19 protein-coding genes and 1 pseudogene are annotated in these 18438 nt (G+C 66.9%); 15 read left to right on the forward strand and 5 right to left on the reverse strand.

From position 1 onward, the window contains the following. Together rpmB and Q7O19_RS09075 are read left to right on the forward strand one after the other, a co-directional pair. Positions 1-276: 50S ribosomal protein L28 (gene rpmB, locus Q7O19_RS09070; protein ID WP_303810057.1), on the forward strand; the 276-nt coding region annotated here is incomplete at its 5' end. A gap of 162 nt (positions 277-438) precedes the next feature. Beyond that, positions 439-999 carry an N-acetyltransferase gene (locus tag Q7O19_RS09075; protein ID WP_303810058.1) on the forward strand — a complete coding sequence of 187 codons (561 nt, stop codon included), beginning with the start codon at positions 439-441 and terminating at the stop codon, positions 997-999. Here Q7O19_RS09075 and Q7O19_RS09080 read toward each other — a convergent pair. Further along, positions 980-1960, reverse strand: a complete 981-nt coding sequence (locus tag Q7O19_RS09080) for an esterase-like activity of phytase family protein (protein WP_303810059.1) — start codon at positions 1958-1960, stop codon at positions 980-982. The genes Q7O19_RS09075 and Q7O19_RS09080 overlap by 20 nt on opposite strands. A 55-nt stretch (positions 1961-2015) precedes the next feature. Between Q7O19_RS09080 and recQ the strand changes: the two genes are divergently transcribed. After that, positions 2016-3800 carry a DNA helicase RecQ gene (gene recQ / locus Q7O19_RS09085; RefSeq protein ID WP_303810061.1) on the forward strand — a complete coding sequence of 595 codons (1785 nt, stop codon included), beginning with the start codon at positions 2016-2018 and terminating at the stop codon, positions 3798-3800. Positions 3801-3815: 15 nt separating this feature from the next. On the opposite strand, the pseudogene Q7O19_RS09090 reads toward recQ, so the two are convergent. After that, positions 3816-4370 (reverse strand): annotated as a pseudogene (locus tag Q7O19_RS09090) (hypothetical protein); the annotation flags it as partial. Here Q7O19_RS09090 and Q7O19_RS09095 point away from each other — a divergent pair. Together Q7O19_RS09095 and Q7O19_RS09100 are read left to right on the forward strand one after the other, a co-directional pair. Next, positions 4279-4593 carry a hypothetical protein gene (locus Q7O19_RS09095; RefSeq protein ID WP_303810062.1) on the forward strand — a complete coding sequence of 105 codons (315 nt, stop codon included), beginning with the start codon at positions 4279-4281 and terminating at the stop codon, positions 4591-4593. The pseudogene Q7O19_RS09090 and the gene Q7O19_RS09095 overlap by 92 nt on opposite strands. Positions 4594-4640: 47 nt before the next feature. After that, positions 4641-4943 carry a hypothetical protein gene (locus tag Q7O19_RS09100; RefSeq protein ID WP_303785006.1) on the forward strand — a complete coding sequence of 101 codons (303 nt, stop codon included), beginning with the start codon at positions 4641-4643 and terminating at the stop codon, positions 4941-4943. 4 nt (positions 4944-4947) lie between these two features. Here Q7O19_RS09100 and Q7O19_RS09105 read toward each other — a convergent pair whose 3' ends face one another. Genes Q7O19_RS09105 through Q7O19_RS09115 form a run of 3 tightly spaced genes read right to left on the reverse strand, consistent with a single transcriptional unit; the run spans position 4948 to position 7630 of the window. Beyond that, positions 4948-5607 (reverse strand): DUF1109 domain-containing protein, encoded by a 660-nt coding sequence (locus Q7O19_RS09105; RefSeq protein WP_303810063.1) that lies wholly within the window; start codon positions 5605-5607, stop codon positions 4948-4950. Next, positions 5607-6134 (reverse strand): sigma-70 family RNA polymerase sigma factor, encoded by a 528-nt coding sequence (locus tag Q7O19_RS09110; RefSeq protein WP_303810064.1) that lies wholly within the window; start codon positions 6132-6134, stop codon positions 5607-5609. Before Q7O19_RS09110 ends, Q7O19_RS09105 begins: the two co-directional genes overlap by 1 nt. Positions 6135-6193: 59 nt before the next feature. Then, complete coding sequence (locus Q7O19_RS09115) at positions 6194-7630, reverse strand: ABC transporter substrate-binding protein (protein WP_303810066.1); 1437 nt, start codon at positions 7628-7630, stop codon at positions 6194-6196. 285 nt (positions 7631-7915) lie between these two features. Here Q7O19_RS09115 and Q7O19_RS09120 point away from each other — a divergent pair, with 285 nt between their 5' ends. From Q7O19_RS09120 to murD, 10 genes are all read left to right on the forward strand, one after another. Beyond that, entirely contained in the window at positions 7916-8890 is a 975-nt protein-coding gene (locus Q7O19_RS09120) for a cysteine synthase A (protein WP_303810068.1), read from the forward strand. A gap of 23 nt (positions 8891-8913) precedes the next feature. Then, on the forward strand, positions 8914-9138 hold the full coding sequence (locus Q7O19_RS09125) for a hypothetical protein (RefSeq protein ID WP_303810071.1): 225 nt from the start codon (positions 8914-8916) through the stop codon (positions 9136-9138). Positions 9139-9476: 338 nt separating this feature from the next. Next, a complete protein-coding gene (locus tag Q7O19_RS09130; protein WP_156874482.1) occupies positions 9477-9968 on the forward strand; it encodes a division/cell wall cluster transcriptional repressor MraZ in 492 nt (163 codons plus the stop codon). Next, complete coding sequence (gene rsmH, locus Q7O19_RS09135) at positions 9965-10927, forward strand: 16S rRNA (cytosine(1402)-N(4))-methyltransferase RsmH (RefSeq protein WP_303810073.1); 963 nt, start codon at positions 9965-9967, stop codon at positions 10925-10927. The genes Q7O19_RS09130 and rsmH overlap by 4 nt, the downstream gene beginning before the upstream one ends. Then, the gene (locus Q7O19_RS09140) at positions 10924-11433 is read left to right on the forward strand and encodes a hypothetical protein (RefSeq protein ID WP_303810074.1); all 510 of its coding nucleotides are present in this window, start codon (positions 10924-10926) and stop codon (positions 11431-11433) included. Before rsmH ends, Q7O19_RS09140 begins: the two co-directional genes overlap by 4 nt. Beyond that, positions 11433-13172 carry a penicillin-binding protein 2 gene (locus Q7O19_RS09145; protein WP_303810076.1) on the forward strand — a complete coding sequence of 580 codons (1740 nt, stop codon included), beginning with the start codon at positions 11433-11435 and terminating at the stop codon, positions 13170-13172. Before Q7O19_RS09140 ends, Q7O19_RS09145 begins: the two co-directional genes overlap by 1 nt. A gap of 2 nt (positions 13173-13174) precedes the next feature. Further along, on the forward strand, positions 13175-14617 hold the full coding sequence (locus tag Q7O19_RS09150) for a UDP-N-acetylmuramoyl-L-alanyl-D-glutamate--2,6-diaminopimelate ligase (protein ID WP_303810077.1): 1443 nt from the start codon (positions 13175-13177) through the stop codon (positions 14615-14617). Next, positions 14605-15999: a UDP-N-acetylmuramoyl-tripeptide--D-alanyl-D-alanine ligase gene (gene murF / locus Q7O19_RS09155; protein WP_303810078.1), complete on the forward strand. Its 1395-nt coding sequence runs from the start codon at positions 14605-14607 to the stop codon at positions 15997-15999. Before Q7O19_RS09150 ends, murF begins: the two co-directional genes overlap by 13 nt. Continuing rightward, positions 15996-17069 carry a phospho-N-acetylmuramoyl-pentapeptide-transferase gene (mraY, locus tag Q7O19_RS09160; RefSeq protein ID WP_273461445.1) on the forward strand — a complete coding sequence of 358 codons (1074 nt, stop codon included), beginning with the start codon at positions 15996-15998 and terminating at the stop codon, positions 17067-17069. Before murF ends, mraY begins: the two co-directional genes overlap by 4 nt. 103 nt (positions 17070-17172) lie before the next feature. Then, the gene (gene murD, locus Q7O19_RS09165; RefSeq protein WP_303810079.1) at positions 17173-18438 is read left to right on the forward strand and encodes a UDP-N-acetylmuramoyl-L-alanine--D-glutamate ligase; all 1266 of its coding nucleotides are present in this window, start codon (positions 17173-17175) and stop codon (positions 18436-18438) included.

Here is an 18438-nt window from a genome sequence, read left to right on the forward strand (position 1 = left end):
GAATTGACCGCCAAGGGCCGCCAGGTTGGCCACAACGTGTCCCACGCCAACAACAAGACCAAGCGCACCTTTCTGCCCAACCTGCAGAACGTGACGCTGATCTCTGATGCGCTGGGCAAGGGCGTGCGTCTGCGCGTGTCGATGAACGGCCTGCGTTCGGTGGAACATGTCGGCGGCCTTGATAACTGGCTGGTCAAGACCAAGGACGAGCTTCTGTCTGACCGCTGCGTCAAGCTGAAGAAGGAAATCAACAAGAAGCTGACCGCCGCCGCCTGAGGCCGCGCTGCTCTTGTGATTCGCCAAGGCGGCCGGGCACCAAGTCCGGCCGCTTTTGTTTGGGCCGCTTTTGTTTGTGCCTGCATCTTTTATGCTGCCGGCCATGCGCCCCAACCCCGTGTTCGACCCGCCACGCTGGCAGACCGCCCGGCCATCATCGCCGTGCTGGCCGCTGCCTTCATCGATGATCCGGCGCTGGCCTGGATCTTCCCCGATGCCGCCCGGCGCCCCGCCCGGCTGACCCGATTCTTTGATCTGATCACCCGTGCCGACGGCCGGCTGCCCTTGGCCCATGTCGCCTGCGCCAGCGACGGCCGCATCATCGGCGCCGCGCTGTGGCGACCGCCGGGGGCCTGGGGGCTGCCCACCACCAGCCTGATCGCCAACCTGCCGCGCCTTGTCGCCACCTTCACCACCGCCCTGCCGCGCACGCTGGGCCTGATGGGCGCCATGGACCATCAGCACGATCGCCGCCCGCACTGGTATCTGCAGTTTATCGGTGTCGCCCCTGAACCACAGGGAACGGGCATTGGCGGCGCACTACTGCGCGCAGGCCTGGCCCGCGCCGCAGGCCAGCCCTGCTATCTCGAAACCGCCACGCCATCCAACGTCGGCCTTTATCAGGCGCATGGCTTTGCCGTGCGCAATGAATGGCAGCATGGTGACGCGCCGAATTTCTGGTCAATGTGGCACCCCGGCAGCGTCACCGCAGCGGCGCAATGATCTCCAGTTGCAACAGCAGCGTGCGCTGCGCGGCCGAGAAATTGTCATCGGACACCAGATAGACAATCGGCGGCCCGGTTTTGCGGCGCACCAGTGCGATGCCTTCCATATTGTCCACCGACCACTTGCCATCCCGCCCCCAGCGCGCCAGCAGCCGGCGCGGCGCGGCGCTGCCGCCGGCCAACACCGGTGCCAGATCGACGATGCTGATCGCAGCGGCGGTTTCGGCACCAGTGAAGCGGCGGTGCAGCACCAGCAGGTGGGTTTCGTCCAGCGCCACTGCATCGGTGGGCGCAAAGCCATCAACCGCATCGGTCATGATCCGGCGGGTGGAGCCAGACGGCGCCACCAGCAGCGCGGTGCGCGCGCCATTGGCCGAGACGACATTTTCGGCAATCCAGATCAGGCTGCCATCGCCCAGCACCGTCAGCGATTCGCCGCCGCCGTTGGGCGGCCAGCCCATGGTATCGGTGCGATACAGCGGCGCGCCAACCGGGGTCAGCGGCGGGCCATGGCCGGCAAAGCCCAGGATGCGGTGCTGCTGTTCCAGGCTGATCAGCGTGCGGCCATCCGGCGTGAAGGCAATCGCTTCGGCATCGCGATCGCTTTTCACGTCGCCGGGCATGCTGATGCTGCCCATTTCACCCGATGGTGCGCCGGGGCGGAACAGCAGCCAATCCCCGGCATCGGTCACCGCCAGCAACCGGCCATCCGGCAGCGCGGCGAGGCCCGAAAGGCCGCCGAACGATGTTTCCGGGCTGGTCAGCACAGCCGCGCTCGTCAGGCGGAACGGGCCGATCTTGCTGCCGGCGCCGGCAAGCGGCGCGGCGGTGATGGCGATGCTGTGCCGGGGCTGGTTGGCGGCGGTGGCTGGCGGGCGCAGCTCTGTCCACAAGATCCAGATCGCCACCAGCAGCAGGGTTGCCAGCCCAGCATATTGGCCGGCTAGGGAAATCGCCACGCGCCTCGTGGAAAAAGCATAGCAGGTGCGAAACGCCTTCGCTATCCACGGCGCCATGACCCCCCATGAAATCCTGCACCGTGTGTTCGGCCACGCCGAATTCCGCGATCCTCAGGAACAGATCATCAGCGACGTGATTGCTGGCCGCGACTGCCTGGCGATCATGCCGACCGGGGCGGGCAAATCGCTGTGCTATCAGGTGCCGGCGCTGGTGCGGCCCGGCACGGCGCTGGTGATCTCGCCGTTGATCGCGCTGATGGAAGATCAGGTGCAGGCGCTGCACACCCAGGGCGTGCGTGCCGGCACGTTGAACAGCCAATCGGCCGATGGCGGCCAGGTGTGGCGCGATTTTGTCGATGGCCAGCTTGATCTGCTCTATGTTTCGCCCGAACGCGCGCTTTCGGATGGTTTCGGCCAGATGGTGCAGCGCACGGAAATCGCCCTGATCGCCATCGACGAAGCCCATTGCGTCAGCCAGTGGGGCCATGATTTCCGCCCCGAATATCGCCGCCTGAAGCCGTTTTGTGATTCCCTGCCCGGCGTGCCGCGCATTGCGCTCACCGCCACCGCCGATCGCGAGACCCGCGCCGACATCGCGCTGCAGCTGGGCATTGCCAGCGATCGCATCACGCTTTCAGGCTTTGATCGGCCCAATATCCACTATGACGTGGTGGGGCGCGACACCCTGCATCGCCAGTTGCTGGCCTTCATGGCCGGCCAAGCCGGTCGCGCTGGCATCATCTATGCCCCCACGCGTGCGGCCACCGAAAAGATCTGCGACTGGCTGGTGGAAGCCGGCTACCGCGCCCGGCCCTATCATGCCGGGTTGGAAGCCGGCATCCGCAGCCGGCACCAGGCGGATTTCGTGAAAAGCGAAGACATGGTGATGTGTGCCACCATCGCCTTTGGCATGGGCATCAACAAACCCGATGTGCGTTTCGTGGTGCACGCCGGCCTGCCCAAATCGATCGAGTCCTATTACCAGGAAACCGGCCGCGCCGGGCGCGATGGCGATCCGGCCGTGGCGCACCTGATCTGGGGCGGCGAGGATGTCGCCCGGCTGCGCGGCTTCATCGCGGCCGGCGATGGCAGTGATGCCCACAAGGCCAACGAAGCCCGCCGCATGAACGCGCTGATTGCTTTCCTCGAAACGGCGGGGTGCCGTCGACAGGAATTGCTGCGCTATTTCGGCGAGACCGCGCCGGCCACCTGCGGGAACTGCGACAATTGCCTGAACCCGCCCACGCTGCTAGATGCCACTGAAGCCGCGCGCAAGCTGCTTTCGGCGGTGTATCGCACCGGGCAGCGCTTTGGCACCGGGCACCTGATCGAGGTGCTGGGCGGCAAGGCGACGGAAAAAGTGCAGAAATTCGGCCACGACCGATTGCCGCTTTTCGGCATCGGCAAGGATTGGCCCGCCGATCAGTGGAAAAGCCTGGCCCGCCAGCTTGAAGCCATCGACGCATTGGAGCGTGATCCCCAGCATGGTGGCCTGATGCTGGGCCCCGCCGCGCGGCCGATTCTGAAGGGCGAAGTGGCCATCAACTTGAAGCAGGTGGAGCCGCGCCGGGCAGCAAAAGCCAGCAGCAGCGCGGCAGGCGCCGATGTGGCACCGCAGGATCGCGCCCTGTTCGATGAATTGCGCAGCTTGCGCCGGCAACTCGCCGCCGATGCCGGGGTGCCGCCCTATATCGTGTTTGCCGATGCAACCCTGCGCGCCATGGCCGCCCACCGCCCGCAAAGCATGGCCGACATGGCCCGCATACCCGGCGTGGGCGCCGTGAAGCTGGAGAGCTGGGGGCCGGCCTTTCTGGCGGCGATTACCGACCCAGCAGCCTGAACGCTCGATCGCACTGCCAGCCAGCGCGCCAACCAGGCCGCCGATGATCACGCCCGGCGTGCGATCCCAGCGATTGCCCAGGCCATAGCCGATGCTGGCGCCGGCAATGCCGCCCACCAGCGCGCCACCGCCCGTACCGCGGCAACGGCCCCAGCCGCGACCGCCACCCCAGCCGCCGCCAAAGCCACGGTTCCAGCCGCCGCCAAAACCGCCGCCAATCACCACGCCCGGGCCCCAGCCGCCATTCCAGCCGCCTCGATTCCAACCACGGTTCCAACCTCTGTTCCAGCCGCCACCCCAGCCAATCGGCACGCCATAGGCCGGGCCGCCCCAACCGCCATAGGCAACCGGCACGGGCACCGGCACCACGGTGCGCGTGTGCACCACCTGCACCGGCGGTGGTTGCTGCCAACCCTGTTGCCAACCTTGGCTCTGCACGGCCGGCATCACCTGTGCCAGCTGCTGCCAGGATTGCGCCGTGGCCGGCGCCCAGGATTCTGCGGTGGCCGGCTTCCAGCCGGGCGGCAGCGCCGCCGCATCCGCGGCAGTCGGCATCAGGCGCGCGTCCATCGCCGGCGGTGCCAGCGCGGCGGCGGCAACGGCGTCACGTATTTCGGGCACATACTCGTCTGCCGGTCCGGCAGGCTGGGCGAAGGCCGGCGCACTGGCCAGAAGGGCAAGAACCGGCAAGATCATCTGCTTCATCATGAATTCACCTTTCACCTGCCAGCTTGAACATCGGCTGAACCTTAAGATAACGCTTGCTGTGATCGGAAAGTGCGCCCACGGTTAACCCACCAAGCATGCGCCCTGGTTTACAGGCCGTGCAAGAGGAGAATGATGATGCGTACCCCCCTGATGCTTGCGGTTTCGCTGGGCCTGATGCTGCCTTCGGTCACGCCGGCCTTTGCCCAGCAGGGCCAGCCGACGCTGTATGAGTATAACGGCAAGCAGTACAACACGCTGGCCCAGTGCCAGCGTGCCAAGAAACGCGCCAAGGCGCGCGGCGCCGTTGCCGGTGCGGTGATTGCCGGTGTCGGCACGGCCCTGCTGGGCGGCAATGTCGGTCAGACGGCGCTCGTCGCCGGTGCCGGTGCTCTGGCCGGCCGCGAGATCGGCCGCGGCACCGTCAAGCAGTGCTGAACCGCTACCAGCGCACGAGGCGGGGCACCACCAGGCGCCCCGCCAGCGCGGCAATGCCCACCGCCAGACCGTACCACAGCCCGGTATAGACCATCGAATCATAGGGGCAGTGCAGATTGTAAGCCAGCGCGCCCAGGCTGCCGCCGGCCAGGCCCACCAGCAGGCCAGCGCGCTGCGGCGCCACCGGCGCACCGCGCCGCAGGTGCAGCACCATGGGCACCGCGCACAAGGCAGCGGTCGCCAAGCTCATCCGCAAACATTCCCAGCCGCTGGCAGCGCTGGCCATCGACATGGCATGTTCGGGCTGATCCAGCGCCATGATCGCGCCCGATAGCGGGAACAGCAGCGCCATCGCCGCCGCCTCTTTCCAGCCGGCATTGCTGCGACCCACGCCGGGATGCGCCTGGGCCAGCACGGCGGCCACACTCACCAGCCCCAGCACCGCCAACGTGCCACAGCGCAGCAGGAACATCGGATGCGGCTGCCCGGCCATCAGATCGGGCCGCAGCCCCAGCCAGGCCAGCATCAGCACCGCCGCCACCAGCAACAGCGTGGCCAGCACCAGCATGGTGGGCCGGTCTTCCAGCGGCTGGACCGGCGCGACATCGGCCGCGAGCCGATCCATCAGCGCCTCAAGCTGCTGGTTGGGAGAAAACTCAGCCATCACCTATCCTCGTCCACCGCCGCGGCCATGCGTTTCAGGCCGCGGTGCACATTCACCTTGATCATCGATTCCGATTGGCCCAGCCGCGCCGCCGCCTCGTTCACACTCAGTCCCTCGATCTTCACGGCGCGAATGGCCGCCGCCTGGGGCCCCGGCAGCAGCGCCAGCAACCGATCACAGCCCAGCCGGCCAATCAGCGCGGCTTCGCCCGATTCCACCGCAATATCATCGAACAATGCATCGGTATCGCGCACCCGGGCGCGGCGCAGACGATCCACCCAGCGATAGCGCGCGATCGCCGCCAGCCACGGCAGGAACGGCCGCGCCGGATCCCAGCTCGCCCGGCGCTGGTGCACAGCCAGCAGCGTATCCTGCACCAGATCATCCAGATCAGCCGGCGCCACCCTGCGCCGGAACCAGCGCATCAGCAGCGGCGCTGCCATCCCCAGCAACTGGCGATAGGCAAGGGCATCGCCGGCCTGGGCCGCGCACATCAGCCGGGCCAATGTGGCCTCGTCACTGGTCATGGCTGCAGACGCGCGTGGACATGCCCGAACCTCGCAGCACCCGTGAAAAGGTTGCAGGCTCAGCGGCCATCGCCGGCAATGCGGCCCAACGGATGACGCCCGAGCAGATTGGCCTGGAACCCTGACAGTTCATTCGCCACCAGCGCCCAGCGCACCGGCCGCAGCAACGGAATGAACGCCGGATCGGCCATCAGCGCCGCTTCCGCCGCTGCCGCTGCTGCCTGCCGCGCGGTGAGATCATTGCCCGCCGCCGCGTCATCCAGCAGGCGATCAGCAGCCGCGCTGCACGGGCGCACCCGGCCACAGCGCCATTGATCCAAGTGCGCCACCACATCGGCCACACGCGCCGTCTGTTCAACCAGCGCCAGATCGGCCGCGCCGCTGCGCCGCGCTGCGGCAAAACCACCGGGGCGCGCACGCTGCACGGCCAGGCTGATGCCCAGCGGCTGCAGATTGGCCGCCAGCGTTTCGGCCAGCGCCTGAAATTCCGGCCCGGCTGGCACCAGCAGCGACAGGCGCAGCGGCTGTTCCGGCCCGATGCCAATTTCCCGCAGCAGCGCAGCGGCCAGCGCGCGGCGCTCCTCGGCGGGGCGCGCCCGATCGTCGCTGGGCGGCGGCAGGCCATCCCACAACCGGTTCTGCGGCACCAGCAGGGCCAGCGCCAGCCGATTGGCCATCGGCGCGCCATCGGCGGCCAACAGCAGCGCGCGGCGCAGCCGCACATCGGTGAGCAGGCCACTTTTGGCATTGATGGCCAGCCCAATCACGCCCGGCACCGTCTCCAGCTTCAACGCCCGCCCCTGCCCGGCCGCCCGCGCCGCGCCAAGCCCGGCCAGGCCTTCGCCCAGCACCAGCTGCACCTCGCCCTTGGCAAAGGCTGAAACCGCAGCGGCAGCGTCGACGGACGCGATACGGATACTGGCGGCGCGGGCATCGGGCAGCGGCCGTTCACTGCGGCGCTGCAGGCGCCAGGCCCCGCCATCCTTTTCCAGCACATACGGCCCGGGAAACAGCCGACCACGCCGATCACGCACCGCCAGCGCCGGTTCGGCCAGCCAATCCAGCAGCAGCGGGGTGGCTGGTTGCGGCGCGAGCTCCACCACGCGGGCAATGGGCGCACGGGCGGTGCCGCGCTTGCTCAGCCCGGCGGCGGCAAGGGCAGCGCGGCCCTCATTGCCGCTGCGGCGCAGGCCCAGGGCCACATCCTGCGCCACCAGTTCCAGCCCCGGCTTTTCGCCCGCGCCCGGCCAACGCAAGGGCGCCAGCCGCAGGATCAGATCGTCGCCGTCATCCAGAAAGCGCCAGCTCGTCGCCACGCCAGCCACCACTTCGCCGCCGCTGCCGCGCCGGATCAGCGTGGCCCGGCTGGCTTCCTGCGCCAGTTCTTCGGCCAGCGGCCCTTCGCCCACCACCGCCACGTCGAGATCGCCGCCGGGCCGGCCGCCGGAACAGGCAGCCAACAACAGGGCAAGGGCAGGCATGATCAGGGGGCGCATCTTGGCGCTACTCTAGCCGGGCTTTGCCAAGGCACAACTAGGGTCAGGACCCATTAATTCCATACCCCGTCATTGAACGGGGAGGCAAAATGGCAAGGAGGGCGGCCGCAGGCGGGGCAGCGCCCCCCGGCAAGGCCGTCCGACGCCGCCATTTTGCCTCCCCGTTCAACCCGTAGGGCGGCCCGCAGCGCCCCGGCACAGCGGGCCGTGCCGGGGCATGGAATTAATGGGTCCTGACCCTATGCTTCCTTGCGAGCAAGGCCGGCGCGGGCGTAAAAGCGCCCCATGCATATCGCCCCCGACATCATCAGCCTGATCGGCAACACGCCGCTGCTCACCCTGAAGGGCCCCAGCCAGGAAACCGGCTGCGCCATCCTGGGCAAGGCAGAATTCCTCAATCCCGGCGGCAGCGTGAAGGACCGCGCCGCGCTGGGCATAATTGAGGATGCGGAAAAACAGGGCCTGCTCAAACCCGGCGGCATCATCGTGGAAGGCACTGCCGGCAACACCGGCATCGGCCTGGCGGTGGTGGGCGCGGCGCGTGGCTATAAAACCATCATCGTCATGCCCGAAACCCAGAGCCGCGAGAAGATGGACACGCTGCGCGCGCTGGGTGCCGAACTGGTGCTGGTGCCGGCCGCCCCCTATGCCAACCCCGGCCATTATGTGCACACCAGCCGCCGCATCGCAGGGGAAACGCCGGGCGCGATCTGGGCCAACCAGTTCGACAATGTCGCCAACCGGCTGGCGCACATCCGCACCACCGCCCCGGAAATCTGGCGACAAACCAAAGGCCGCATCGATGGCTTCACCTGCGCGGTGGGCACTGGCGGCACGCTGGCCGGCGTGGCGCTGGGCCTGCGCGCCGAAAAGCCCGATGTCACCATCGCGCTCACCGATCCCGAGGGCGCTGCCCTGTTCAACTGGTTTGCCCATGGCGAACTGAAGGCCGAAGGGTCAAGCGTGTCGGAAGGCATCGGCCAGTCGCGCATCACCGGCAATCTCGATGGATTGCACGTGGATGCCCAATTCCGGGTGCCCGATACGGAAGGGCTGAACTGGGTGCGCCGGCTCAATGCCGAAGAAGGCATCTGCCTTGGCTTGTCTTCTGGCATCAACGTGGCAGGCGCGGTGCGACTGGCGCGCCAGATGGGGCCGGGCCATGTGATCGTCACCATCTTGTGCGACAGCGGCCTGCGCTATCTTTCGACCATCTACAATCCGGATTGGCTGGCGGCGAAGGGGCTTGCCGCAGCCTGACCCCAGGGCGTAGAATCAGCGTGATGGATTTGCCCCCAACCTCGCCTGCATCCGATCTGCGCGCCCGCCGCAGCGGGGAGCGTCTGCGCTGGGGCCTGACTGGCCTGGCAGCCGTGTTCCTGATCGTTCTGGCCGCCGCCGCCGGCCTGGGCCCGACCGGCCGCGAGGAACAGCCCGGCGCCGGTGAGCCCCTGGCCGTGCTCGGCGTCGCCCCCGGCCCGGCCACACGGCCGGCTGAAGAGCAGTGAAAAGCCCAGATTCGCCGCGCATTCGGGGCGAATCGGCAGGCCCGGTGGGGGCCAATCCCATGCGAATCCAGCGCGTGCTGCCCCACAGACTTATCCACAACCCAAATCAAGCATCAAACCACCCCAGAACAAGGCGGGAACATCGCCCCAATTGGCCACATTCCTCCAAGGATGTCCCCATTTAAGCGGGCATTTGCCCATCAGATTCCATTGGCTCCCATCAAATCCCATGATACATCCGTTTTCAACAGCGGGTATATCCGCCGTGCAGCCGTTCATCGACCCAGCAATATCGGGACGAAATTGGCTGCAACGGCACCCCGCGGCAGGGGTATGGGGTGTCGGCAAATTCGTATCTTGGTTATGGGCTGAACGCGGTTGACGCGAAGAACCGGCTGTCTGTGCCGGCGAGCTTCCGCGACGTCCTCACCGCGAAGTCCGGCGGCAAGCAGGTGCTGGTCGGGCCGGGTCATGCCGGACGCCGCTGCCTGATGGCGTTCGACACGCTGTTTGCCGAACAGCTGCACGCCACCCACGAAGCCCGCCACAGCGACACCGGCAGCCGCGAAGCCTTTGACGAGCGCGCCTATCTGTTTGGTTCAGCCCAGCCGCACAGCATCGATGATGCCGGCCGTATCGTGCTCTCCCCGGTGCTGCGCCGGGTCAGCGGCATCACCAGCCATGTCTGGTTTGTTGGCGGCTTCGATTATTTCGAACTGTGGGATCCCTGGGCGTTCAAGGCGTTGCCGGGCCTGCCCGAATTGCAGCGCATCCAGATCGAGATGGAACTGGAAACCCGCGGCCTGCCCATCGATGGCCCGGTCGCATGAGTGCGGCGCCGCACATCCCCGTGTTGCTGGCCGAAGTGCTGGCCGCGCTCGCGCTGAAGCCCGGCGATCTCTATGTCGACGCGACGCTGGGCGCCGGCGGCTATCTGCGCGCAGCCCGGGCGCATGGTTTGGGCCACGCCTATGGCTTTGATCGCGACCCGCAGGCCCATGTGCTGAATGCCGATATCGCCGGCGCCGATGATGTTACCCTGATCCGCCGGCCGTTTTCGGAATTGGCGGAAGGACTGGCCGACCATGGCGTGACGGCGGTTGATGCCATCGCCTTCGATATCGGCGTCTCCTCCATGCAGATCGACACGGCAGAGCGTGGCTTTTCCTTTCAGGCCGATGGCCCGCTCGACATGCGGATGAACCAGGAAGGCATGAGCGCCGCCGATTTCATCAACAGCGCCAGCGAGGAAGAGATTGCCGACGTGCTCTTCCATCTGGGCGACGAGCGCGCTTCGCGCCGGATCGCGCGCGCCATCGTGGCCGATCGGCCGTTTGCCCGCACCAGCGAACTGGCCGGGCTGATCCGCCGCGTGCTGGGCCGCGGTGAACCGGGCAAGGATCCCGCCACCCGCAGCTTCCAGGCGCTGCGCATCCATGTGAACGACGAACTGGGCCAGCTGGATGCCGGGCTGGTTGCCGCCGAACGGTTGCTGAAGCCCGGCGGCCGGCTGGCGGTTGTCTCGTTCCATTCCGCCGAAGACCGGCGAGTGAAGAATTTCCTGCGCGACCGGTCGGGCCATGCGCCGGCCGCCTCGCGCCACGCCCCACTGGCCGCGCCCACCCGCGCCGCCAGCTTTGAAAAGCCGATGAAGGCCGTGCGCCCCTCGGCCGCCGAGATCGCCCGCAACCCGCGTGCCCGCAGCGCCACCTTGCGCAGTGCCGTGCGCACCGCCGCCCCGGCGTGGGGAGTCCTTGGGGGAACCGCAATCGAGGGAGGCCGCACATGAGGCAGTATGTTTCGGCTCTGTTGTGGATTGCCGGCACCACGATCGTCGTCGCCGGGGCCCAGGTGATCACCACCCGCGCCGCCGCCGAACGCCGGGCGGTGACCAAGCTCAACTTCGAACTGGTGGAAAACACGTCACGCGTGCGCGAACTGGAAGCCGAGCTGCGCACCCGCGCTGGCCTGCCGGAATTGCAGCGCTGGAATGATGCCGTGTTCCAGCTGGCGGCGCCGCAGGGCGGGCAGATTCTGCGCTCGCCGGTGCAGCTGGCCAGCTTTGCCGCCCGGCCCGATGCCGCGCCGACCGTGCAGTTCGCGGTGGCCGGAATTGGCCCGGCAGCGCCCGGCAGCCTGCCGCCAGCGGCCGGCAGCCCGCCGGCACAGTCTGGCCCCGCACCGGCACAGCCCGGCAGCGCCGCGCGCCTGGTCCGCACCAGTTTCGGTGACGCGCAAGCCCCTGTTATCGAATCGGAAATGCTGCCGGCTGAACCGCAGGACGGGGAGGCCTGATGGCCAGTATCCCCGGCAATGATCCGTTGATCGGTGCCGCCCCGGCAGTGGCTGGGGAACGGGTGGCGGCGCGCGCCCAGGCCCGGCAACGGCTGGCCTTCCTGATCATGCTGTTCCCGGTTCTGGCGCTGATCATTCTGGTGCGCCTGATCGATCTTTCCGTGATCCAGGGCACCCCCGGAAGCGAAACCAAACTGATCAGCGCCGCCCCGCCGCGCGGTGACATTGCTGATCGCAACGGCGTTGAACTGGCCCGTACCTTTGAAGCCTATGCCATCACCGTCATCCCGCGCCGGCTCACCTCAGATCCGGAACTGCTGGCCACCAAGCTGGCTGAAATCCTGCCGGAACGCAGCCGTGACGAAATCCTGACCGACCTCACCTCATCCAAGGGCCTGCGCTATCTGGCCCGCCGCGTTCTGCCCGGCCAGGCCCGCCGAATCAATGACTTGGGCGAACCGGCGATCGAGCTGACCCGGGAAGCCGAACGCCTCTATCCCAACATCAACCTCGCCGCGCAGGCGCTGGGCTATACCGACGATGACGGCCATGGCCTGATTGGCGTGGAGAAGGCCTTTGACCAGCGCCTCGCCGATCCGGTGCAGCGCGCGGCGCCACTGGCGCTCTCCATCGATGTGCGCGTGCAGCAGGCGATGCAAAGTGAACTGGCCGCGCTGGTGGCCGATCAGAACGCCAAGGGCGCCGCCGGCGTGGTGATGGACGCAAACACCGGCGAAGTGCTGGCCATGGTGTCCTTGCCGGATTTCAACCCCAACGTGCCGGGCCAGCGCGCCGATGGCACCAAATACACCACCCAGAACGACGACGGCAGCCGTTTCAACCGGGTGACGCTGGGCGGTTATGAACTGGGCTCCACCTTCAAGGCCTTCACCATCGCCACCGCGCTGGAAACCGGCACGCTCACCAACCTGCAGAAGCTGTATGACGCCACCGCGCCGCTCTATGTTGCAGGTTTCCGCATCCGCGACGATCACGCCAAGAACCGCTGGCTCACCGTGCCGGAAATCTTCATCTATTCCAGCAACATCGGTACCGCCCGCATGGCGGTGGAACTGGGCCGTGATCGCCAGCGCGAATATCTCGACAAGCTGGGCTTCCTGAAGCCCGTCGAGGTCGAGCTGAAGGAAAAGGCCCGCCCGCAATTCCCGCCGCTGTCGAACTGGGGCCAGAGCGCCACCATGACGATCAGCTATGGCCACGGGCTCACTGTCTCGCCGCTGCACCTGGCCAATGGCTATGCCACGCTGGTCAACGGCGGCATCTACCGTGCGCCCACATTGTTGAAGCGCGATGCGGCCGCGGTGCAGCCAGGCCGACGGGTGTTTTCGGAACGCACAAGCATGGAATTGCGCCGGCTGCTGCGCCTGGTTGTCACCAAGGGCACCGGTCGCAAGGCCGACGTGCCTGGCTACCGTGTGGGCGGCAAGACCGGCACGGCCGAGAAGATCGAGAATGGCCGCTATGTGCGCGGGCAGAATGTGGTGAACTTCGCCGCTGTCTTTCCCGTCGATGCGCCGCGCTATGTCGTGGTCGCCATGATCGACGATCCGCGCGGCAGCAAATCCACCTACGGCTCCCGCACCGCCGGGATGGTGGTGGCGCCGACCATCAACAACATCATCCGCCGCATCGCACCTCCTTTGGGTGTCGTGCCCGAACCCAATCGCGATCTGGATCTGACCGGCCTGCTGCCGGCCGCCGTCGAAGCCAAGGAATAGCGATGCGGCTCGGCGCGCTCCTCCCCAATGCAGGCAAAGCCGGTGATGAAATCGTCACCGGCTTTGCGCTTGATCACCGCAAGGTCGCGCCCGGCACCATCTTTGGCGCCTTCCAGGGCGTTCGGGTGAATGGTGAGGACTATATCCCCGCCGCCATTGCCGCCGGCGCCATCGCCATCGTGGCCCGCCCCGAAGTCAGGGTAGACGGCGCTGTCCATGTCGCCGACGCCAATCCCCGCCGGGCCTTTGCCGCGCTGGCCGCCCGCTATTTCGCGCCCTTCCCGGCCACCACGGTTGCCATCACCGGCACCAACGGCAAGACCAGCACGGCCGAACTCACCCGCCAGCTGTGGCAGGCGGCAGGGCACCGCGCTGCCAGCATCGGAACGCTGGGCGTGACCACCGGTTATGACAGCGTTTCCCCGCGCGATGGCACCGGCGGCCTGACGACGCCCGATGTCGTGACGTTTCTGGCCACCATGGCCGGCTTGGCGCGTGAAGGCATCAGCCACGCCGCGTTCGAAGCCTCCAGCCACGGGCTCGACCAGTATCGCACCGAGGGTCTGCCGGTCACGGCCGCAGCCTTCACCAATCTTTCTCGCGACCATCTTGATTACCACGGCACCATGGAGGCCTATTTCGCCGCCAAGACGCGCCTGATGTCGGACGTGGTAGACGCTGGCGGCCATGCAGTGATCTGGGCCGACGATGGCGACTGGTCGGCCCGCATGATCGCTGCCGCCCGCCAGCGCGGCCTCATACTGCTCACCGTGGGTGAAACCGGCGAAACGCTGAAGCTGATCAAGCGCAATCCCACGGCGCTGGGCCAGGATCTGGTCATCGAAGCCGGCGGCCAGACCCATAAAATCGCACTGCCGCTGATCGGCGCCTACCAGGCCGCCAACGCGCTGGTTTCCGCCGGGCTGGTGATCGCCACTGGCGGCGACATCAAGCAGACGCTGGGCAATCTCGCCCGTGTGTCGGGCGTGCGCGGTCGGTTGGAGCGCGCGGTCATTACGCGTTCAGGTGCTGCCGTTTATGTGGATTATGCCCACACATCCGATGCCATCATCGCAGCCTGTGCGGCGCTGCGCCCGCATGTGACGGGCCGGCTGATCATCGTTTTTGGGGCCGGCGGCGACCGTGACGCCGGCAAGCGTCCCCTGATGGGGGAGGCTGCGGCCGCCCATGCCGATGTCGTCGTTGTAACCGACGATAATCCCCGCAGTGAAAACCCGGCGGCCATCCGCGCCTCCATCCTCTCTGCCACGCCCGGCGGACAGGAAATAGCGGATCGCCGCCGGGCAATTGCCGCGGCCATTACCATGGCCCTTGCCGGTGACATCGTGCTGATCGCCGGCAAGGGCCATGAGCAAGGCCAGACCGTCGGGGATCGTGTATTGCCGTTCGACGATGTAACCGTGGCGCGGGAGTGCGCAGCGTGAGCCTGTGGACCAGCGCCGAAATTGCCGAAGCCTGCCACGGCGCGGCGCACGGCAACTTCGTGGCCGATGGCGTCACCTTCGACAGCCGCGAGGTCGCGGCGGGAGACCTGTTTGTTGCGCTCAAGGGCGAAGCCACCGACGGACATCGCTTCGTGGGGAAGGCGTTGGAACGCGGCGCCGCCGGGTTGCTTGTGAGCGAGGCGGTTGACGCAGCGCATATCCGCGTGGCCGACACGATGGTCGCCCTGAACGCGTTGGGCGCTGCCGCGCGCGACCGCAGCCGCGCCACCCGCATCGGCGTGACCGGCAGTGTCGGCAAGACCGGGGTGAAGGAAGCACTGAAGGCGGCTCTGTCACGCTTTGCGCCGGATGCCGTGCATGCCAGCGTGAAAAGTTACAACAACCACACCGGGGTTCCGCTGTCGCTGGCGCGGATGCCAGAAGAGCCGCGCTTTGGCGTTTTCGAAATGGGCATGAACCACAGCGGCGAACTGGCCGAACTGACCCAGTTGGTGCGCCCGCACATCGCCATCGTCACCTGGGTGGCATCGGCGCACCGCGAATTCTTCGCCACCGAAACCGATATCGCGATGGCGAAAGCCGAGATTTTTGCGGGGCTTTCAAAGGGCGGCACCGCCATCATCCCGCACGACAATCCCCACGCCGATCTGTTGGCCCGCGCCGCCGCCGATGCTGGCGCCAAGGTGGTGCGCTTCGGACTGAACGACGGCGCCGACGTGCACGCCGAGAAAGTGGCGCTGCACCCCGATTGCAGCTGCGTGACGGCGCGTATCGGAGACGACACGCTCACCTTCAAGATCGGCATGGCCGGCCGCCACTGGGTCAACAATGCGCTGGCCGTGCTGGCCGGGGTGCAGGCAGCGGGCGGTGATCTGGCGCTGACTGGCCTGGCTCTGGCCGAGCTCAATGATCTGCCCGGTCGCGGCCGCCGGCTGCGGGTGGCCGCCGGTGCCGGTCAGGCCATCGTGATCGACGAAGCCTATAATGCCAATCCGGCCAGCATGGCGGCCAGCCTCGCTGTGCTGAAGGCGGTGACGCCCGCGCGCCACGGCCGCCGCTTGGCGCTGCTGGGCAGCATGAAGGAACTGGGCGCGCTGTCGGATGAATTCCACGCGGGGCTGGCGACGCACATTTGCGAAGCCGGCGTTGCCGCCGCCGTGCTGGTCGGCGCTGAAATGAAGCCGCTGGCCGCAGCATTAGGTCGCAGCATCGATGTGCGGCATGTCGCCGATGCCGATGCGGCGCGCGCCGAGATTGCCCGCCTGATCGCCGCCGATGACGTGCTGCTGGTCAAGGGGTCCAATTCGATCGGGCTGGCCCGCGTCATCGAGGCGCTGGCCAGCGGAGACATGATGCCATGATCAAGTTGCTTGCCGATCTCGCCGGCTATGAAGGCCTGTTCAACATCTTCCGTTACATTACCTTCCGGGCGATCGCGGCGCTGATGACCAGCCTAGCCATCGCCTTGGTGCTCGGCCCCCGCTTCATCGACATGCTGCGCGCCAAGCAGGGCAAGGGCCAGCCGATCCGCGAAGACGGCCCGGAATGGCATCTGCTCACCAAACGCGGCACTCCGACGATGGGCGGCCTGCTGATCCTGATCGGCATGACCATTTCCACGCTGATGTGGATGGATTTCGGCAATGGCTTCGTGTGGGCCAGCCTGCTGGTGACGCTTGGTTTCGGCGCTATCGGTTTCATGGATGATTATGACAAGGTGACCAAGCAGAGCCACAAGGGCGTTTCCGGCCGGACCCGCCTGGCCATGGAGTTCCTGATTGCAGGCCTCGCCTGTTCGTGGATCGCAAGCCGCACCGGTTTCACCCTCTATTTGCCTTTCCTGAAAGACGCCGGCCTCTATCTGGGCCTGTTCTACATTGCCTTTGCTGCTTTCATCGTGACCGGTTTCGGCAACGCCGTGAACCTTACCGATGGCCTTGATGGCCTCGCCACCATGCCGGTGATCATCGCAGCGGCGGCCTTTGCCGTGATCGCCTATCTCGTCGGCAACATCCGCTTTTCGGATTATCTCGGCATCCACCATGTACCCGGTTCCGGTGAACTGGCAGTGTTCTGTGCGGCGTTGATCGGGGCGTGTCTGGGATTCCTGTGGTTCAACGCGCCGCCGGCGATGGTGTTCATGGGCGACACCGGCAGCCTGGCATTGGGCGGCGCGCTCGGCACAGTCGCGGTGATCACCAATCATGAGCTGGTGCTGCTGGTGATCGGCGGGCTGTTCGTGCTCGAAACGCTTTCAGTGATCATTCAGGTGGTGAGCTTCAAGACCACAGGCAAGCGCGTGTTCCGCATGGCGCCACTGCACCATCATTACGAGAAGAAAGGCTGGAAAGAATCGACCGTGGTGATCCGCTTCTGGATCATCGCCATCCTGCTCGCCTTGGCGGGCCTGGCGACACTGAAACTTCGGTGATGGCCATGTTCGTCAGCAGCGTTCTCCTCCTTGAACCTGCATACCCCGCACTGCGTGTGCTGCTGCGTAACCGTAGCGCACGGGGGGGGAGGACGCTGCACCGGTGATTACCTCGCCCGCCTTTGCCGGCAAAAGCTGGGGCGTGCTGGGCCTGGCCCGCACGGGGCGCGCCGTGGCCGCAGCGCTGGCCGCGTCTGGCGGCGAAGTGTGGGCGTGGGATGATGGCGAAGCGGCGCGGGCGTCGTACGAGGGCGAGCTGGTCGATCTGAACACAGCTGATCTGACAGTGCTCGCAGCTCTTGTCGTGTCGCCCGGTGTGCCCCACTCCGCACCGATTTTCGCCACCGCCGCCCGCTATGGCGTGCCGCTGATTGGCGATACCGAGCTGTTTGCCCTCAGCCAGCCAGCCGCGCGCATTGTTGGCATCACCGGCACCAACGGCAAATCGACCACCACCGCGCTGCTGCATCATCTGTGCAGCACTGCCGACATCCCCGCAGCCATGGGCGGCAACATCGGCCTGCCCATCATGGCACAGGAGCCATTGCCCGCCGGCGGCGTGTGGGTGCTGGAATTGTCGAGCTATCAGCTGGAGATCACCCACAGCCTGGCCTGCGACGTCGCGATCCTCACCAACATTACGCCCGACCATCTGGAACGGCACGGCACCATGGCCGGCTATGCCGGTGCCAAGGCGCGGCTGTTTGCCATGCAGAAGCCCGGCAGCACCGCCATCGTTGGCCGCGCCGCACAGGCCACGTGGTCGGTGGCTTCAGGGTCGGTGCTGCTCATCGAGGATGTGTCGCTGCCCTCCCCGCAAAGCGACTGGCCGGCGCTGAAAGGACCGCACAACCTGGAAAACGCGCGCGCCGCCATCGCGGCGGCGCGCGCGCTCGGTATCGCCGACAACGTGATCGCGCGTGGCCTGGCCACCTATCAGGCGCTGGCGCACCGCATGGAACCGATGGGTGAAAAGCGCGGCCTGCTTTGGGTGAACGACAGCAAGGCCACCAACGCCGACAGCACCGCCCCAGCGCTGACCGCCTATCCGCGCATCCACTGGATTGCTGGTGGCCGGCCCAAGCTGGATACAAACGGCAAGGCCGATCTATCGGCAATCCTGCCGCATCTGGGGGGTGTCGTGGGCGCCTATCTCATTGGCGAAGCGGCACCGAAGTTTGCCGAACAATTGCAGGGCCAGCTGCCTGTCACCCAGTCGGGCACGCTGGCGCAGGCCATGGCCGATGTGCTGGCCGCAGCGAAACCGGGCGACGTCGTGCTGTTCAGCCCGGCTGCAGCCAGTTTCGATCAATACAAGGATTTCGAGGACCGAGGCGCTGCCTTCCGGGCAGCGGTCGCGGCACTTTGA

The organism is Sandarakinorhabdus limnophila DSM 17366 (assembly GCF_945882885.1).
GTDB lineage: Bacteria > Pseudomonadota > Alphaproteobacteria > Sphingomonadales > Sphingomonadaceae > Sandarakinorhabdus > Sandarakinorhabdus limnophila_A.

Bases quoted from the DNA above. Each gene is read 5' to 3' on its own strand.
- recQ (WP_303810061.1), top strand. From the start codon at position 2,016: ATGACCCCCCATGAAATCCTGCACCGTGTGTTCGGCCACGCCGAATTC.
- Q7O19_RS09100 (WP_303785006.1), top strand. From the start codon at position 4,641: ATGATGCGTACCCCCCTGATGCTTGCGGTTTCGCTGGGCCTGATGCTG.
- Q7O19_RS09105 (WP_303810063.1), bottom strand. From the start codon at position 5,607: ATGGCTGAGTTTTCTCCCAACCAGCAGCTTGAGGCGCTGATGGATCGG.
- Q7O19_RS09110 (WP_303810064.1), bottom strand. From the start codon at position 6,134: ATGACCAGTGACGAGGCCACATTGGCCCGGCTGATGTGCGCGGCCCAG.
- Q7O19_RS09115 (WP_303810066.1), bottom strand. From the start codon at position 7,630: ATGCGCCCCCTGATCATGCCTGCCCTTGCCCTGTTGTTGGCTGCCTGT.
- Q7O19_RS09120 (WP_303810068.1), top strand. From the start codon at position 7,916: ATGCATATCGCCCCCGACATCATCAGCCTGATCGGCAACACGCCGCTG.
- Q7O19_RS09125 (WP_303810071.1), top strand. From the start codon at position 8,914: ATGGATTTGCCCCCAACCTCGCCTGCATCCGATCTGCGCGCCCGCCGC.
- rsmH (WP_303810073.1), top strand. From the start codon at position 9,965: ATGAGTGCGGCGCCGCACATCCCCGTGTTGCTGGCCGAAGTGCTGGCC.
- Q7O19_RS09140 (WP_303810074.1), top strand. From the start codon at position 10,924: ATGAGGCAGTATGTTTCGGCTCTGTTGTGGATTGCCGGCACCACGATC.
- Q7O19_RS09145 (WP_303810076.1), top strand. From the start codon at position 11,433: ATGGCCAGTATCCCCGGCAATGATCCGTTGATCGGTGCCGCCCCGGCA.
- Q7O19_RS09150 (WP_303810077.1), top strand. From the start codon at position 13,175: ATGCGGCTCGGCGCGCTCCTCCCCAATGCAGGCAAAGCCGGTGATGAA.
- mraY (WP_273461445.1), top strand. From the start codon at position 15,996: ATGATCAAGTTGCTTGCCGATCTCGCCGGCTATGAAGGCCTGTTCAAC.